This is a genomic window from Cytobacillus sp. QJM3NY_8 (assembly GCF_056173585.1).
Map to the genome: position 1 here is coordinate 3115565 of NZ_CM149681.1, position 15910 is coordinate 3131474.

Here is a 15910-nt window from a genome sequence, read left to right on the forward strand (position 1 = left end):
TTACTCCATTTTATCCATCAATTCAAAGGTTTTTTGCCCTGCAATACATTAAGGTAATCATCCAGCCTATCCATCCTGCCTTCCCATAATCGACGATAGGAATCAAGCCACCTATCCAGTTCTTGAAACGGTTCAGGCCTGATTTTATAAATCCGGCGGTTGGCGATCGGCTGAACCTCTACGAGCCCAGCGTCACAAAGAACGCGAAGATGCTTGGAAGTTTGAGGCTGGTTCAATTCTAGTTTTTTTGCAATATCCCCCACCGGAAGCGCTCCTTCCAGCAGCAGGTCAATGATATCCAGGCGGTTGGGCTCAGCAAGTGCACTGAAAATTTGCCCGTTCATGTTGAATCATCTCCCAGTGTGATTGTGTTCACTATTCCCATTTCAATTGTAGATCCCACCCCCGCTTCCTTATTGTAACTTTCCTTAAGAACAATATACACCATTAGGAATATTCCTGTAAAGGAATATTTTAAAAATTATAAAGTAATTTTTTTCTCCCCTCTAAATAAACATATCCGATAATACTCTTTACCTTGTTTAATCGTTAGTCAGCATGATTCTTCCCTGCTAATAATTTTCAGAATTGGTTCTATAAAGAAAAAACTGTGTTTCAGGCAGAACGGCGGGAAACCTCATGAGAATCGAATGGTGGATCTTATAATGGTTTATTTGGCAGCGACTGCCATTCTTCTCTTCATTCCGAAAAACAAAATTCGGCTTGCGGTTATGGCTGCCTTATTTAAGCAGTTTATTACGTTTCTGGCGGGTCTGGCTGTCGTGGAGCTGGGCATGCTTGAATATCCGATTCGGTTATTCCCCTCCATAAGCAGAACGAGCTTTACATATGAATACTATGCGTTCCCGGTTGTATGTGCCGCGTTTATTGTGTGGTATCCGAATGACCGGAGCCATGGTCTTCAATTCAGTTATTTTGCAGGATTTGCATCAGTATTGACCTTTGTTGAAGTCCTGATCGAAAAATACACCGATCTCATTACCTATATACATTGGGAATGGTATATTACCTGGTTTTCATTATGTCTTTCCTTCTATATCAGCCGCTTATTTTGTAATTGGTTTTTTCAAAAAGCGAATGCTTAATATTTTGGTCTTTCTTGCTTACAAAATGGTTATTGAGGGGCTTGTTATGATATGCAAACATCGTTTGTTGTCTTTTTCATCATCGTTAGCTTATTGTTTGGTGCCTGGAAACGGCTGAATGAATTTTATCCCACCTTATTATTTTGGATTATAGGCGACCTGCTATATGCATCGCTGCTTCATGACTTCAGGGTTTGGGAATTCCGTCCTGTATGGATTGACCATTTTATTTTGCCAACGCACACCATAATAGCAACAGCCATAGCATTTCTGATCTATCCATCTGTTATTGTTGTGTATTTGGGAAGATTCCCCAAAACCATTTTCAAAAGAATAGGCTGGGTTGTTTTTTGGGCTCTGATTTTCGAGGGTATTGAATTAATTGCTTATTTTAATGAAAGCATCATTCATCAGTATGGATGGACACTTGCTTATTCCTTTCTTTTTAACATAATGACTTTTTCCTTACTCGCGATCCATAAATGGAAGCCCTGGGCTGCCTGGGCTTTAGCATTTTTTAGCATTCTGCTTCTATGGATAATCTTTGATCCTCCGCTCCCCCAGTAAGTGACTCTGGTCCACTGCCTACACACATAGGATGCGGGTCCAGATTAAAAGGATGGCGGAGTCACAGAGAATAGAATAACAGCTTTTTCATCAAAGGTATTTTCCCACTTATGCTTCATATATGCTGGTATTTTAACGCTGTCACCAGCTTCTAATATGTATTCTGCTTCATCCAGATTCACCTTAATTTTCCCTTCCAATATATAAGCAACCTCTTCCCCTTTATGCTCCAATAGCTTCTCCGACGAGGAGGTGCCCGGAGGGATATTCATGATTGCAGTTGCCAGTGTCCCTGTAAAATCAGGCGACAATAATTCATAGGATATGTTTTCAACCACCATATGTTTACGTTCATTAAATCGTACAACTAAATCTTCTGTATTCGTCTCTTCGAGTAGAAAGCTAAAGGTGGGAACATCAAGGGCTTTGGCTAAAACCTTCAAGGTCTGAATCGAAGGATTCGCGAGCCCCCGTTCAATCTGGCTTAACATGGAAGGGGTAATTTCAGCTATTCTGGCTAATTCTCTGCTGCTATAACCCTTCTCCTTCCTGAATTTCTCCACTTTTTTGCCAATATCTATATTTTCCATAATCCCGCCCCTTAAATTTTTTAAATATTTTAACAAAACATGATCATCTTGTGTTAAATTATATTTAACATTTGTTAAATGATATTTTAACATATCAGCAAGGAGTGAAGAAAATGAATGATTTCTTTACGTTTTTGGTTCTTTCATTGTTTGTGGTAATGAGTCCAGGGATCGATACTGCTCTTATTACAAAAAGGACGATTGCAGACGGAAGAGCAGATGGCTATAAAATGGGACTTGGGATTACAGCCGGCTCTTTAGTGCATACCTTTGCGGCTGCTTTCGGTCTATCAGCCATCTTAATGCAGTCTGCTGCTGCATTTGAAATCATAAAATATGCCGGGGCTGTCTATTTGATCTATCTCGGGTTATCTTCGTTCATCTCGATGAAAAAGAAGAATGATACTGGTATAGAAATTGAGGTTAAATCCGATATGAAAAAGTCTGCCTTTAAACAAGGACTCCTTTCAAATGTGCTCAATCCCAAGGTTGCGATGTTTTTCTTAACCTTTCTGCCGCAATTTGTGAAGACAGGCGAAAACGCAACACATCAGCTGATCATCATGGGAATTATATACACACTGCTGAGCATCTCCTGGTTTTTCATATACGTCTACTTCATAAATTATATGCGGGAATGGCTCATGTCCCCGAAAGTACAAAGGGTTATGGATAAAGCAACTGGGCTTGTCTTAATTGGATTTGGATTAAAGCTAGCCTTGGATAAACAGCATTAAACTGTAAAAAACATTGGATAACCCCAATGTTTTTTTACTTCCGCTGAAGCACAACAGGAAGATCACAGGATACCCTGGTGAATTCAATGGTAATGGTGAAGGAGCAGCAGTGCTTCGGCAATCGATGATAAATTCTCTTTCTGCAGGAACTGCTCCTGGCTGCTAGGAGAATGTAAAAATTGCGCATCACGTTTCTTCTTTAAATCTGACAAAAGAAAACTCTGCAGGCTAAGGACTTTGACCAGGACCTAAAGCTAAAAATTCGGCAGTTTCCTTTCAGCATAACCAAAAATTCCTGCCCTTTTCTCTCATTCCTTAATGTACTGTCGGCACATCCCTCACAAGCTGATGGCAGCGGTTCACACCACCAGCATTTTCCTAAAACAAACATACTATCACCTCCTATATAACTAACATATTTACCTACCTGAGCCTGAATTACAAAGGTAAGTGTCTGCCCTGCACATCTGCTTATCCAAGCAGGACCAGATTTACTGATAAAAAAACTTAAAAGAAGCAGTTGATTATTGTCACGTCCATACTGTATGATACATAGTATAAACCATATAGTGTATGACATATAGTATATCAAGCGAGGTGAGTGAATGAGTACGCTGCTGAATTCGTTAACAACAGAACTTCGGAGAGGAACACTGACGCTGGCGGTTCTAAGCCAGCTGCGGACACCGCAATATGGGTATTCGCTAGTTCAATTATTAGAGGACTCCGGCATAAATATTGATCAGAGCACGTTATATCCATTGCTGCGGCGTCTGGAAAAACAGGAGCTTGTGACAAGCAATTGGGATCATACCGAGAGCAGGCCACGCAAGTATTATGTTTTGAGCGAACTGGGACTGGAGACTTTTCTGCAGTTAAGAGAGGAATGGATCAAGAATTCAAAACAGCTTTACGGGCTGTTGAAAGGGGATGAGGAAGATGAATTTAATTGAGGTATATATACAGGAAGTGACCCGGAGGCTGCCTGAAAAAAGCCGTGCGGATATCGCACTCGAGCTGCAGTCAACGATTGGGGATATGCTTCCGGATGATTACAATGAGGAGGATGTTAAGGATGTCCTCGGTAAATTGGGAAGCCCCGCAGCTTTAGCCGCCGGTTACCGTGATCAGCCGATGCATCTCATCGGGCCGCGCTATTTTGATGTTTATGTGTCATTATTAAAAATGATCCTGCCGATTGCAGCAGCGGTTGCATTGATTTCCGTTGCTGCCGAGTTCATTTTTGACTTTAACCGCGATGATACCATCATTAATGCGGTGCTCGGTTTCATGGGATATGGGATTTGGAGACTGATTGAAGTGGCCGTTCAGGTATTTTTCTGGCTGACGATTGTATTCGCCGTTATTGAGAGAATGGATAAAGGAAAAGAGCAGCATCCTTTATCTCCAAGCTTAAAACCATGGACACCGGAAGACTTGAAAAGCATCACCTATATTCCGAAGAAGAAAGCCATTTCCAAGTTTGAGGTTTTCGGAAGCTTAATGTGGACTGCCATTTGGGCAACCCTTTACTTTTATGCAGACCGGCTGATGGGTGTATATAGAGGCGGCGGTGAAGGACTGGAGTTCCAAATTGCAGCAGTCAGCCAGGAGGTTCTGCTCGGGTATTGGCCTATCGTCGTAGTCATCATTGCGCTCGAAGTAGGATTGGCACTCTACAAATTAATCATTGGCCAATGGACGAAAAGAATGGCGATCTTTAACACCGTCCTTGAACTGTTCGCCACCATCGTGTTCATCTTCATTCTGCTGAACCCGAATTTGCTCCAGCCTGAATTCACAGCCTACATGAGCGATTTATTCTCGATTTCAGCCGCTCAATTTAAAAACTGGCTGCTTGGCGGCATCATGATGGTATTTATCTTTTATGCAGGAATGAGTATCTTTGATGGGATACGTAAATCAAGAATTCAATAATGTGAAGTCCACAATCATAATGCCTGTTCTCAAAAATTAGAGAACAGGCATTATTGAATAGATTATAGAATTTTAACATTATCAGAAGTATATGAGTCTGGCTGGCTGCTAATCACGGTAAAATGATCAGGTGCCACTCTTGCTTTGATTTTCATTGCAATGATATATACAAGTGCAGAAGCAATGATGGACTGGACAGCTGGGAGGCCAAAGGATTGTACATATTGAGTATAATAGCCAACGAAAGTTCCTACTGCTAATGCAATGGTCGCCATCCAATTCCATCCTTTATTATCGGTCCATTGCTGTTTTCTGATAAAAAAGAAATCTGCCATCATTACACCGCCAATGGCTGGATAAATTAATGCCGTCATATAAAGAAAATCCATAAAATAATCCAGTATGCCTGCTAAAGCAATAACAATGGAAATAATCGTACCAGCCAAAGTCAGCAAGGCTCTCCCTTTATTAGAGTTAACGTTCAGCATATTTGCCAACGCCAGACCCATACTATAGTTATTTACTAATTGACTAGTCCAAGTCGCTAACCATAAGATAAGGAACCCCCATACCGGAAATCCTAAGTTCATCATGACATTTACAATATCCGCATCGCCAACCCCAATGGACATGATGGCGCCAACATAAAAAAGCGGGAAACCAACAGCAATTATACCCAGTGGTATAAGTACATTGTCTTTTACAGAAGGCTTTGCATAGCGTGTATAATCTGAGGCAATCACCCATTGTGAAACGTTTATGCCAATAACTAAACTGACGGCAGCAAGAAAAGTCATTTGTGGTTCAGGGTTCCAGGATGCTATCTTTTCCCAGCCGATATTTTTTAAAGCATAGAAAATACCGCCTGCAATTAATAATAATCCAGCTGGTACCGCTAAATAATCAGTCCACTTCATAGATGAGTATCCAATTATGGATGGCAGTGCAAATAGAAGGCCAGCAATGATTGTAACAATGGCCCACATAAACCACTCAGTCTTATAATCTATTCCAAACATCGCTGCTATGGCATTTCCTGCAACAGCTGTCTGGAGCGCCCACCACCCCATTGAAACGATAAATATTGTCAAGCCTACAATAAATCTTGCCTGATTTGAACCAAAGCTTGTTCTGGCAATTACTGACGATGACCGACCAGTTTTTGCACCGATGTATCCTGCAAGGGCATTACCGATCCATTGGAAAATAAACAAAGCTGCTGCCAAGATCCAGAACAACTTCCCGAGACCAAAGCTTGCTGTCAATGTTGCACCTACCATTAAAACCGGAATTGTAAATTCAAGTCCCCCAAAAATGATTGCAGGTGAAACCCAGTGCTGCCTTTCATTTATTGGTACTGAAGCAAGAGCTTCATCCTTTCCTCCGGTTTTCCTTAAAGACACATCCTCCATCCCTGTCCAACTCCTTTTTATTTTATATCGGAATATTCTGTAAAATCTTCTTATAATAAAGACCTTGCCCATGCAAGGTCTTTAAAGTGAAAGTAGTTAACCAACCAATACCCACACAATTTCACAATCCTCATTACTGTCATTGTAGGCAATATGTTCTTGCCCTGCAGGAATAAAGGTTGCATCTCCGCTTGAAACCCGATAGGTTCTTCCCTTCGTTTCTGTTACAATTGAACCTTTTACTATAATCGAATATTCATTTTCTTTATGATTAGAAACTCCTGTTAAAGGGACTCGCTTTCCTGGTGGAATGACAACCGTACCAACTTTCAGGTCTCCAGCCAATGCTTTTTGTGAGAATACTGTTTTAAGAGGAACTGCAGCATTCGAATCAATCTGGATATCCTCTATATTTAATACATCCACTTTATTCACCTCTCCTCTGACGTTCTTCTGTTAAACCTTCGACTTCATATGTTTTCTCATTTACTTTTACCCCAAAGTCAGCTTCTGCCTGCGCCACATTGATATAGCCATTTTTCACATCTTTGGCTACCTTTTCTGCAGGGCGCTTGAAAGGCTCTCCGTATCCGCCGCCTGTAGCGGTCACCAATTTAACGACATCCCCTTTATTCAAGGGGTATCTAGGATAGATCCCAAATGGGCCATCGACATCACCATTTGCTTTCTCAATATAAACCTTGTTAGCTGATCCGTCATTCCCGTCATTCATTCCCCAAGGAACAAATTTATTCCGTCCAAAAGTTACAGAAACCATTTGGTTGTCGGTTAGGGCTTTATAAGAGCGAATGACACCAGAACCGCCAATATACTCTCCTGCTCCGGCTCCATCTGTATGCAAGCTGTACTCATCAACCATAATGCCATACCTTGTTTCAGCTACTTCAACTGGAACATTATACGTTTCGCCATCTCCAATGCAGAATTGTCCTCTTGCACCATCCTGGCCTTCAGATGCGCCCCAGCCGCCAACAGAAGGCTCAACAATTAAAAATGGTTCATCTGTATCCTGATGCAATCCTGATAATACGACCGAACAAACAGATAACAGGTGGCCAGCATTAAGCCTATGTGGAATTACTGGAGCAAGAGCTTTCCATATCAAGTCCGCTCCTGCAAGCATGCTTTCCCAATAGATTGAAACAGGAGCAGGCCGTTCTGCTGAAAGAACTGAGCCCTTATCTGTAATAACCTCCAATGGACGGAACACTCCATCGTTCGCATCTTGAGAAGGATTCGTAATGGCGAGGAAAATAGTCCGTACAGCTGAAACAAGTGCCGTATAAGAACAGTTAACAGGTCCTGGAACTTGAGGGTGGCTTCCCCTAAAATCAGCAACGAATTTTTCATCAGAGATGGTTACTTTAACTTTGATCTTGAAAGGGCCATTCCCAAAGCCATCATCATCAATAAACCCTTCAGCATGAAAAGTGCCTTTTGGCAGTTTGGTTAATTCCTGACGTGCAAGCTGTTCTCCGTGGTCGAGCAGATAATCAACTGACGATAAAAATAATGGCTTCCCATGCTTATCACATAATTCCTTAACACGTTTTTCACCTGTTTTAAGGGCTGCAACCTGAGCCCACATATCTCCCAGCGACAATTCCGGGAATCGAACATTCGCTTCGATGATATCGACAATAGCCTGATTGATTTCGCCTTCATTGAAGAGCTTAACACTTGGAAACTGCAAGCCCTCCTGAAAAATATCTGTAGCATCGTTGCTGAAGGAACCTGGATCTTTTCCTCCCACTTCTGTCCAATGAGCCTTATTGGCAGAGAAAGCAACAATTTCTCCTTCATAGAATATGGGCATGACCAGGCCAACATCGGAAAGATGGGAGCCGCCGCCGCCATAGGAATCATTAATAATGATAATATCGCCCTCTTTTAGCTTTCCATCCCCGAATTTCTTGAGTGTTTGCTTTACCATATCTGAAAGCATCCCAATAAATCCTGTAACACCATTTCCTTGCGTCAACAGCTGCCCTTTTGCATCGGTAAGACCGCTGGCATAATCCAATACTTCATAAATAATGGGGCTCATTGATGTTTTAGCAAGTGCAATAAACATCTCATCGCCAATGGCAACAAGTGAATCTTTCACAATCTCAAGTGTAAATGGATCTACTTTACTGCGAACAATTTGCGTCATTTATTCCACCCCTGTTTCAATGATTAAATTTCCGTACTCATCTACAGTCAAGGACTGACCTGGATAAATAACCGTAGAAGCAGACTGTTCCTCTACAATGGCTGGCCCGGAAACCTCCATGCCTTTACCAAATAAACTGCGGGAATATACCTTTGTTTCGACCCAGCCTTCCTCTTCAAAATAGACCGGCCGTGTTTCTTTGTAAGCTTCCTGAATATTGCTGTTTATAGAATTAATTTTTTTCATTTTTAGCTTTAGTACCTTCCCAAAAGCTGTTAAATGCAGATTAACAATTTCTGCTGGTGTTCCTTCAAGCTTAAAAGTATAGTGCTGTTCATGAAGATCACCAAAGCGCTTTACCACTTCTTTAAGGGTTTCATCAGACCATTCCCCGTTCGGAACAGGAACCTTTACGGTATGCTCCTGCCCAAGATATCGAATATCTGCAAACCTCGTAAATAACACCTTTTCTTCCGATACGCCCTCTTCCTGATATTGTTTAAGTGCTTGTACTTCAATTGAATTCCATTCTTTGTTTAACTCAATAGGATTAAGTTCATTTATTCTTCTAATATATGTCTGGATGTAGTCATGCCTTAAGTCGGTCATAAGCATTCCCCATGCTGAAAACACAGATGAAGCTACTGGTACGATTACTTTTTTGACACCAAGTTCTTTAGCCAAGGCAGGTGCATGCATTGATCCTCCGCCGCCAAAAGCGACCAATGAGAATTCGCGGGGATTATGTCCTTTTCTTACTGATATAAGCTTTAAAGCATTCAGCATATTGGAGTTTGCAATTCGAATAATCCCTAATGCAGCTTCTTCCACCGTCATTTCAAAATGATCGGCAACCTTCTCTTTAATGGCAGCCTTTACTTTATCCAAATCTACTTCATAATCGAAGTTTTCTGGAGAAAGCCTGCCAGTAATCAAGTTTGCATCTGTGGTTGTTGGTTCCGTTCCACCTTGACCATACGCCACAGGACCAGGTAAAGCGCCGGCAGATTGCGGACCCACCTTTAATGAACCTGCTCCGTCTATCCATGCAATTGAACCGCCGCCATTTCCGATCTCAACAATGTCAACAACCGGTACTTTTATGGGATAACCAGCACTTCGTTCATTTTTTTCGATAAAATAATCAGTTGAAACCTTTACCTCCCCCTGATTAATCAGAGAACATTTCGCTGTAGTCCCGCCAATATCAAAAGCAATAATATTTTTCTCATTCAAGATTTCACCAAGAACTGCAGCACCATAAATCCCGGCTACAGGGCCGGACTCTACCATATTAATAGGGGTTTGTTTTGCACTATTAAAGGTTGTTGTACCGCCGTTTGACTGCATAATGTAATTCTGGCTGTCAGTCTTGTTTTCTACTAATTTATTATGCAGACGGTTTACATAGGTAGCCGCAATCGGCTTAACATATGAATTAAGAACCGTAGTGCTGGTCCGTTCATATTCCCGCCATTCCTTTGTCACTTCATAGGATGCTGTAACGGCTGCTTCAGGCCATAGCTTTTTTATTAATTCCACTGTCTCCATTTCATGAACTGGATTAACATAAGAGTGTAGGTAGGCGACAGCAATAGCTTCTACTTTTTGTTCCTTGAAATAGTTAATAACAGCCGTTAACTGTTCCTTGTTTAACGGAGTAAGTACCTCACCTTTATAATTCAGACGCTCCTCTACTTCCTGGCGTAAATAGCGCTCAACAAAAGGCACCGGCTTTTCGTATCGTACATTAAATAGATCCGGACGGTTTCCTCTTGCAATTTCAAGCACATCACGGAAACCTTTGGTTGTAATTAAACCTGTCTTGACCCCTTTGCGTTCTGTAAGAGCATTGATAATTACCGTGGTACCATGGATAAAAGTCTTGATGGCTGTCTGATCGATTTCACTTTTCTCAATAACGTCGATCACTCCCTTTTCAAAATTGGGAGGTGTGGTATGGCTTTTAGCAACCCCAATTTCACCTTCATCATTGACATAAACCAGGTCAGTAAATGTCCCGCCAATATCTGTAGCTACACGCATGATACTCCACCTTTCATTGAATAAGATATTTATAATCAGCCAATTAAAAAATAACTGGCGTCAAAACACAAAGTAATCTTGACTCTTCATTTATGGGATTCTCTACCGTATGCGGGCACGTTGATGGAAAGTGAATGGAATCTCCTTCTCTGACTATGTATTCCTTCCCATCCACATGGAAAATGACGAAACCCTTTAATACATAGTAAAATTCTTCGCCAGCATGGCCATACTGCTGAGTTTGTTTTTGATTAGGCGCTAAGGTAACCAATAATGGTTCAAGGCTTCTTCCTGAAAACTCCCCGTTCACCCTTACATAAGTAAACTCAGATCCCTTAATATTGAATGGCTTGTGCTCGCAAGACTTAACCATAAAGTTCTGATTGGGTGTTTCATCTTCAAAAAACTCAGATATTTTGACATTTAGCGCATCCGCAATTTTCTTTAAAGAAGTAATAGCTAATGAAGTAGCTCCTCTTTCCACCTGAGAAAGGAAACTGATTGACAACTCGGTACGTTCACTTAATTCTTTTAGGGTATATCCCTTCTGAAGCCTTAAATCTTTTATTTTTTTATAAATTTCTTCCATCTCGATCTCCTTTGAAGCAGTACTGAAAAAATTAAGTAATAGTGTAATTTATTTTAGTAATACTGTAATTAAACGTATAATATCATAAAATATTTAAAATTAAAAGAAAATTTAAAATAGATAAAAGATAACCACCTACACTTTGATAAAAGCTAAAGCTGCAAACCTGCATTGATAAATAAAAAAATCCGGCTTTCATATATGAAAACCGGAGTAAATTGACTTTAAAGATGAAGCCCATTAGGTAAGCACCCTCATTGATTACACTCTAGTACTTTCTGTTTCCGGGCTTACTGATACATCTTCTCTTTGCCTGCTGGCTCTGGACCATTGCCAGCAAAAGATGAATATGAGAATAATGTCAATCGCGTCCCCGCCATAATACATGATCATCCCTCCAATTTCAGCCTGACCTGCAGATACACCATCAGGCGGATTGGCATAAATGTATTTTGAAAGAATCCCATGCCCTGCCAAAGCAGAAACGAATACAAGTGCACGGTACAAAAAAGGAATACGATGAGGGATCGGATCAAAATAAATCATTGATACTGTAAATAAATAACCTGCCAGGAATACATGGAAATGAACAATTAGGTGAATAAGAATACTCTCGTGCATAAACGAGTAAAGTGAGGTCGTGTATAATAACCAAAGCCCCCCTATATTAAGAAAGGATGCTATAATGGGATGATTTAAGATTCGCGAAATCTTACTCTTCAGAACCCTTGAAAGCCTTCTTGCTAGAGGAACACTTAGCGTTCGCAGCACAAGCGTCATTGGCGATGCAAGTGCCATGAGCAACGGTGCAAGCATGCCTAAAAACAAATGACTGAACATATGTGCCGAGAAATCTGTATGGGCACGGGCAGCAAGAGGGCCTGCTACGGATGTAACAGCGAAAAAAACGCCAAAAATCCAGCAAACAATCCGGTATACCGGCCACGGCTTGTGATTCCTGCTGGAGACGAATACGGCAAGAATATATAAAATTAAAGCCAGCACAAACGGAAATGCAGTGAGTATTTGAGGGATTAGATCAGCTGCAGGAGCTCCGTCAGTATGATGCATATGATTATTGTTCATGGGGGACAGCCTTTTCAGGTTGCTGTTTCCTGTTTGTACGAATAACAAGGATCAGACCGATTATGATCATTAATGCAGCTAATGCATTCCATATAAGATCGTAAATAAATACATTCTCTACATAGCGAATCTGATGTATCCGCATTAATTTGTGCTGGATCGTACCATCATATAACTGGAAACCGCCAGCACCCAGCAGCTTCCCTCCCCACCACCGCTTGAAGCACAATGCATTTCGCCGACGAAGATCGGCAAAAATAAACAAGCCTCCAATTGTCGCAAACCAGCTGAAAGCATGAAAAAGCCCGTCGGAGATAAGTCCAATATCCGTAGTAGATTTGTCATAAAAATGATGCCAGCGCAGCAGCTGGTGAAAAATTGTCTCATCTATAAAGGCAGCAAACCCAATGCCAAACAGCACACCAGACCACAGATTGCGAGCTGAACTGGCAGGGTGGTTTGATTTAGCTGTACGATTATGTTCAGCAGCCATAACCTTATTCCTCCATTCGTATCCTGACGATACATTATTTCTCTTGTTCACCCATCATTCTAACCAGTATGATCATACATTACTCGAACTCATCACCTTTTATGAGCCATCTGTATGGTTTTATATACCCTCATTTTAAGATGAACTATCAGGCAGTCATGTTTATTTACGTTTTTTAATTGAATCATCTTTATCCGGTTCCAGTCCAATTCCTTTATCAGGCCAAACGAAAAGACGCGTGTCTTGATAAACGCGTCTTTTAATCAGATAAAAGATTTCTCCCTTTCATCTTTCATCCTCGAATTGTTATTCTTTACTTCCTCTGCTTAAATATTATTTTTTCTTCAAATAGATATTGAAACCAATATAATAAAAATGCTTTAAAAAAGAAATAAAGAAAAAACTGAAAATTATTAAAACGCACTAGCGTATAGTATCTTACTTTTTTTGCAAAAAAGGTAAATGGATATGCAAAGATAGCATGTATTATGGCATTGATAAAGAGATATTTCCTAAAGTTCCCGTATGCTGACTTTAGTGTCCAGATTGAGGTAAAAATAAAAGGACCAATATCAAAAGGCATTTCACCAAAAAGATTAGATTTTGGCTTATTGTAAAAAGCCCAGTATTTTTTCTTCTTTCCGATTCGTGCATGCAGGATCTCTAAAATACCAATCAGGAGTGTTGAAGGAAAAAATCTTTTTATATTGCCGCTGCCTAGAAGCGGTAATGACAACCATGATAGCAGCACCATTAGAATATTAAGTATCCATTGCTTTCTTAATGACATATTAGTACCCTCTCTTTTTAATTAGGGTTCTTTTTTAAAAAGATAATATACGTGATTACCAAGAAAGTCCTTTAAAAAATAAATGAATTTTTTTCTGAAGTGGACGTTTCCAAAAGAACTTCCTTCAGATCAAAAATCATAGAAAAGGAGCTTAGAATTTCTAAACATGCAAGTGCTGCTAAGCATGGATATGTGTAACTTAGGGATAGGACAACAGCGCTATTGTTTCTGGCGCACAGATACTTATTAGCAGCAGATTTAAGCAAAAAAAATAAGCCCCTCTGAATTTTTCAGGAAGGGCTTATTAGTTTCCATTTACAAATCAAAAATAATCCCCATAATCGAGTAAATAATAACCGTCGAAAACAGGACTGTCATATGAACTAGCGAAAAGATAAACAGGGATTTCGCCCACTTCTCCGGATCCATACGCTTATAGCCATAAACACTTATGCCCAGCCAAATAATCCCCAGCAGCAGGGCAACCAGCATAAGGCCAATGCTTAAGGAACCTAACAGAAAACTGATCCCGATCAGAATGATCAAATAAATATTTGTCTGGATATACGTTCTTCTGACCCCTTTTACAACGGGCAGCATCGGAACGTTTGCTGCTTTATATTCATCATGCTTCCGAATGGCAATCGCATAGAAGTGCGGCATTTGCCAAATGACAGTGATGATAAATAAACCAAGGATCGCAGGATGCGTGATATCCGGATGGATGGCAGCCCAGCCAATGAGCGGAGGCATCGCACCGGAAATGCTTCCGATTTCCGTATTGTAAATGGTTCTTCTCTTGCTCCACATAGTATAAGGAACCACATAAAAAAACAGCCCCAAAAACCCAAGGAAGCCCGCCAAAGGAGTCGTGAAGGCAAGAGCGAGGATTCCAAAAACAGACATGAGGGCACCAAGCCATAAAACCTGTTGTGGCTTGATTTCCCCTGTGACAGTTGGTCTGCTTTGGGTCCGCTTCATAATCGAGTCGATGTCACGGTCATATAAATTATTAAAAGCCCCGGCTGCCCCCATTACCAGGCTTGAGCCAATAAAGGCAAGTAAAATCTCAGGCAGCTTTTCCAAAAGGCCGAAGTCATAGGTATATAAGGCCAATGTTAATCCTGCAAACATCGGGATCAGGTTTGATTTTATAATCCCTGTCTTGACTGTCAGTGCGAGGATCTTTGATAAAGGCCGTCCCTGCATTTTCAGGGTTGCTTCCTCTTTCATGATCGATCTATTCCCCTTTTATTGATTATCTCTCTTCTCTATCTAAAAAATACTAATTAGATAAACAGTATACACTTATTATAACAGGAGTTGCCACTTAATGATTTCTGAAAAATCACTGTGCTGAAATGCTGATGGCAAATTGAAAAGAGAACCTTGCTCAGGTGCATAGTTCTCTTTGTCCATTCTACCATTATTCACATTGTAAAGGGGCTTATAATCGTGACAGCTTTGTATCACTTTACTGGATAAGCCGTCTAAAAAATAATTCCGCCGTCTCCAGCTCCAATTTCTTGACGTTGTACCATTTGAATATAAGACTCCTTTTCAAAGGTATGGATATACCTGCTTAATTTATAATAGCCAATATCGTTGATCGTATAGAACACGACTGTCGGTTTTCCTTTTTGATAGAAGAAATGAGGATTCAGAATAGCGGGAATTTCTTTGAGTTCATCCCATGGGTGAATGAAATTCAAGTAATCTTCTATGCTTAAATCTGCATCCGGATCGTCTATTTCAGAAAGCATTTCTTCTTTGTAATCATCCGTAAACGCCAATATCCGATCCTGTCCCCAGGAACAGCCATGCCACATAGCCCCAAATTCATGAAGTTCATGCCATGCAATCGCTGCCTGCAGATAAGATAATGGAGATCTGTCACCCTCAATCGCCCCCATAAAATCAGCCAGGGCAATTTCAGGCTTTGGCGGACCAAGAAACATTTCATCCAAACGGTCACAGAAATCAGGATGAGGAAGTTCCTCTGAAGCTGGAATCGCCCAGACAATTCCATTGCCGTTTCCTCCGCTGAAATATTGATATCCTCTAAGCTTGTATTCTTTCTTTATCTTTAATTGAGAGAAGCCATGAATAATGTCTTCTGGATTTTCAGCCGAAATGCTCCAGCCGGCTGGCGGTTCAATTCGGTCATCTGCAGCATTCACCAGTAGATTAGGTCTAGTCGCTGAGGCTGTGAAAATGGTCAGGTTTTTCATGTTTGATTATCTCCCTTTAATTTGATGTTATCCTCTTTGTTCTTAATTATATTATGCAGGCCTATTAAATTTTCAAATGGGTGGATCAGGAAAACTAAAACACCTGCCCTTTTTGTCCTGTACGGTACAAGAAGGTCAGGTGCTGATTT

The 15910-nt window shown here is 40.7% G+C and carries 18 protein-coding genes; 5 read left to right on the plus strand and 13 right to left on the minus strand.

The features are described 5' to 3' along the window. Positions 1–17 precede the first annotated feature (17 nt). The gene (locus AC0VZ9_RS16050) at positions 18–344 is read right to left on the minus strand and encodes an ArsR/SmtB family transcription factor (protein ID WP_048008571.1); all 327 of its coding nucleotides are present in this window, start codon (positions 342–344) and stop codon (positions 18–20) included. A 321-nt stretch (positions 345–665) separates the two neighbouring features. Between AC0VZ9_RS16050 and AC0VZ9_RS16055 the strand changes: the two genes are divergently transcribed. Together AC0VZ9_RS16055 and AC0VZ9_RS16060 are read left to right on the plus strand one after the other, a co-directional pair. Further along, on the plus strand, positions 666–1106 hold the full coding sequence (locus tag AC0VZ9_RS16055; protein ID WP_475396454.1) for a CBO0543 family protein: 441 nt from the start codon (positions 666–668) through the stop codon (positions 1104–1106). Positions 1107–1157: 51 nt separating this feature from the next. Continuing rightward, positions 1158–1673: a CBO0543 family protein gene (locus AC0VZ9_RS16060; protein ID WP_071155332.1), complete on the plus strand. Its 516-nt coding sequence runs from the start codon at positions 1158–1160 to the stop codon at positions 1671–1673. A gap of 44 nt (positions 1674–1717) precedes the next feature. Here the strand turns inward: AC0VZ9_RS16060 and AC0VZ9_RS16065 are convergent, their stop codons facing one another. Then, on the minus strand, positions 1718–2263 hold the full coding sequence (locus AC0VZ9_RS16065; RefSeq protein ID WP_071155333.1) for a cupin domain-containing protein: 546 nt from the start codon (positions 2261–2263) through the stop codon (positions 1718–1720). A 113-nt stretch (positions 2264–2376) separates the two neighbouring features. On the opposite strand from AC0VZ9_RS16065, the gene AC0VZ9_RS16070 reads away from it, so the two are divergent. Beyond that, positions 2377–3000, plus strand: coding sequence for a LysE family translocator (locus tag AC0VZ9_RS16070; RefSeq protein ID WP_009333938.1), 624 nt, complete (start codon positions 2377–2379; stop codon positions 2998–3000). Positions 3001–3083: 83 nt separating this feature from the next. Here AC0VZ9_RS16070 and AC0VZ9_RS16075 read toward each other — a convergent pair whose 3' ends face one another. Then, positions 3084–3212 (minus strand): hypothetical protein, encoded by a 129-nt coding sequence (locus tag AC0VZ9_RS16075; RefSeq protein ID WP_256815164.1) that lies wholly within the window; start codon positions 3210–3212, stop codon positions 3084–3086. Positions 3213–3605: 393 nt separating this feature from the next. Here AC0VZ9_RS16075 and AC0VZ9_RS16080 point away from each other — a divergent pair, with 393 nt between their 5' ends. Together AC0VZ9_RS16080 and AC0VZ9_RS16085 are read left to right on the plus strand one after the other, a co-directional pair. Then, positions 3606–3953 carry a PadR family transcriptional regulator gene (locus AC0VZ9_RS16080; protein ID WP_009333937.1) on the plus strand — a complete coding sequence of 116 codons (348 nt, stop codon included), beginning with the start codon at positions 3606–3608 and terminating at the stop codon, positions 3951–3953. Beyond that, the gene (locus AC0VZ9_RS16085; protein ID WP_071155337.1) at positions 3940–4938 is read left to right on the plus strand and encodes an HAAS signaling domain-containing protein; all 999 of its coding nucleotides are present in this window, start codon (positions 3940–3942) and stop codon (positions 4936–4938) included. The genes AC0VZ9_RS16080 and AC0VZ9_RS16085 overlap by 14 nt, the downstream gene beginning before the upstream one ends. Positions 4939–5000: 62 nt before the next feature. On the opposite strand, the gene AC0VZ9_RS16090 is transcribed toward AC0VZ9_RS16085, so the two are convergent. The 10 genes from AC0VZ9_RS16090 to AC0VZ9_RS16135 all read right to left on the minus strand — a co-directional run bounded on the left by AC0VZ9_RS16090 (position 5001) and on the right by AC0VZ9_RS16135 (position 15761). Further along, positions 5001–6350, minus strand: a complete 1350-nt coding sequence (locus AC0VZ9_RS16090; protein WP_009333935.1) for a purine-cytosine permease family protein — start codon at positions 6348–6350, stop codon at positions 5001–5003. 96 nt (positions 6351–6446) lie between these two features. Next, positions 6447–6776 carry a cupin domain-containing protein gene (locus AC0VZ9_RS16095; RefSeq protein WP_071155341.1) on the minus strand — a complete coding sequence of 110 codons (330 nt, stop codon included), beginning with the start codon at positions 6774–6776 and terminating at the stop codon, positions 6447–6449. A gap of 1 nt (position 6777) precedes the next feature. Beyond that, the gene (locus AC0VZ9_RS16100) at positions 6778–8526 is read right to left on the minus strand and encodes a hydantoinase B/oxoprolinase family protein (RefSeq protein WP_475396455.1); all 1749 of its coding nucleotides are present in this window, start codon (positions 8524–8526) and stop codon (positions 6778–6780) included. Further along, positions 8527–10572: a hydantoinase/oxoprolinase family protein gene (locus tag AC0VZ9_RS16105; RefSeq protein ID WP_475396456.1), complete on the minus strand. Its 2046-nt coding sequence runs from the start codon at positions 10570–10572 to the stop codon at positions 8527–8529. A gap of 43 nt (positions 10573–10615) precedes the next feature. Beyond that, on the minus strand, positions 10616–11161 hold the full coding sequence (locus AC0VZ9_RS16110) for a helix-turn-helix domain-containing protein (RefSeq protein WP_009333931.1): 546 nt from the start codon (positions 11159–11161) through the stop codon (positions 10616–10618). 261 nt (positions 11162–11422) lie between these two features. After that, complete coding sequence (locus AC0VZ9_RS16115) at positions 11423–12247, minus strand: cytochrome c oxidase assembly protein (RefSeq protein ID WP_009333930.1); 825 nt, start codon at positions 12245–12247, stop codon at positions 11423–11425. Beyond that, positions 12237–12740 carry a DUF2243 domain-containing protein gene (locus AC0VZ9_RS16120; protein WP_009333929.1) on the minus strand — a complete coding sequence of 168 codons (504 nt, stop codon included), beginning with the start codon at positions 12738–12740 and terminating at the stop codon, positions 12237–12239. The genes AC0VZ9_RS16115 and AC0VZ9_RS16120 overlap by 11 nt, the downstream gene beginning before the upstream one ends. A gap of 313 nt (positions 12741–13053) precedes the next feature. After that, positions 13054–13530: a hypothetical protein gene (locus tag AC0VZ9_RS16125; RefSeq protein ID WP_071155349.1), complete on the minus strand. Its 477-nt coding sequence runs from the start codon at positions 13528–13530 to the stop codon at positions 13054–13056. A 315-nt stretch (positions 13531–13845) separates the two neighbouring features. Next, on the minus strand, positions 13846–14763 hold the full coding sequence (gene cyoE, locus AC0VZ9_RS16130) for a heme o synthase (RefSeq protein ID WP_009333927.1): 918 nt from the start codon (positions 14761–14763) through the stop codon (positions 13846–13848). Positions 14764–15020: 257 nt separating this feature from the next. Next, the gene (locus AC0VZ9_RS16135; RefSeq protein ID WP_251267005.1) at positions 15021–15761 is read right to left on the minus strand and encodes a hypothetical protein; all 741 of its coding nucleotides are present in this window, start codon (positions 15759–15761) and stop codon (positions 15021–15023) included. Between the last annotated feature and the right edge of the window lie 149 nt (positions 15762–15910).

Bases quoted from the DNA above. Each gene is read 5' to 3' on its own strand.
- AC0VZ9_RS16050 (WP_048008571.1), bottom strand. From the start codon at position 344: ATGAACGGGCAAATTTTCAGTGCACTTGCTGAGCCCAACCGCCTGGAT.
- AC0VZ9_RS16055 (WP_475396454.1), top strand. From the start codon at position 666: ATGGTTTATTTGGCAGCGACTGCCATTCTTCTCTTCATTCCGAAAAAC.
- AC0VZ9_RS16060 (WP_071155332.1), top strand. From the start codon at position 1,158: ATGCAAACATCGTTTGTTGTCTTTTTCATCATCGTTAGCTTATTGTTT.
- AC0VZ9_RS16065 (WP_071155333.1), bottom strand. From the start codon at position 2,263: ATGGAAAATATAGATATTGGCAAAAAAGTGGAGAAATTCAGGAAGGAG.
- AC0VZ9_RS16070 (WP_009333938.1), top strand. From the start codon at position 2,377: ATGAATGATTTCTTTACGTTTTTGGTTCTTTCATTGTTTGTGGTAATG.
- AC0VZ9_RS16080 (WP_009333937.1), top strand. From the start codon at position 3,606: ATGAGTACGCTGCTGAATTCGTTAACAACAGAACTTCGGAGAGGAACA.
- AC0VZ9_RS16085 (WP_071155337.1), top strand. From the start codon at position 3,940: ATGAATTTAATTGAGGTATATATACAGGAAGTGACCCGGAGGCTGCCT.
- AC0VZ9_RS16090 (WP_009333935.1), bottom strand. From the start codon at position 6,350: ATGGAGGATGTGTCTTTAAGGAAAACCGGAGGAAAGGATGAAGCTCTT.
- AC0VZ9_RS16100 (WP_475396455.1), bottom strand. From the start codon at position 8,526: ATGACGCAAATTGTTCGCAGTAAAGTAGATCCATTTACACTTGAGATT.
- AC0VZ9_RS16105 (WP_475396456.1), bottom strand. From the start codon at position 10,572: ATGCGTGTAGCTACAGATATTGGCGGGACATTTACTGACCTGGTTTAT.
- AC0VZ9_RS16110 (WP_009333931.1), bottom strand. From the start codon at position 11,161: ATGGAAGAAATTTATAAAAAAATAAAAGATTTAAGGCTTCAGAAGGGA.
- AC0VZ9_RS16115 (WP_009333930.1), bottom strand. From the start codon at position 12,247: ATGAACAATAATCATATGCATCATACTGACGGAGCTCCTGCAGCTGAT.
- AC0VZ9_RS16120 (WP_009333929.1), bottom strand. From the start codon at position 12,740: ATGGCTGCTGAACATAATCGTACAGCTAAATCAAACCACCCTGCCAGT.
- AC0VZ9_RS16125 (WP_071155349.1), bottom strand. From the start codon at position 13,530: ATGTCATTAAGAAAGCAATGGATACTTAATATTCTAATGGTGCTGCTA.
- cyoE (WP_009333927.1), bottom strand. From the start codon at position 14,763: ATGAAAGAGGAAGCAACCCTGAAAATGCAGGGACGGCCTTTATCAAAG.
- AC0VZ9_RS16135 (WP_251267005.1), bottom strand. From the start codon at position 15,761: ATGAAAAACCTGACCATTTTCACAGCCTCAGCGACTAGACCTAATCTA.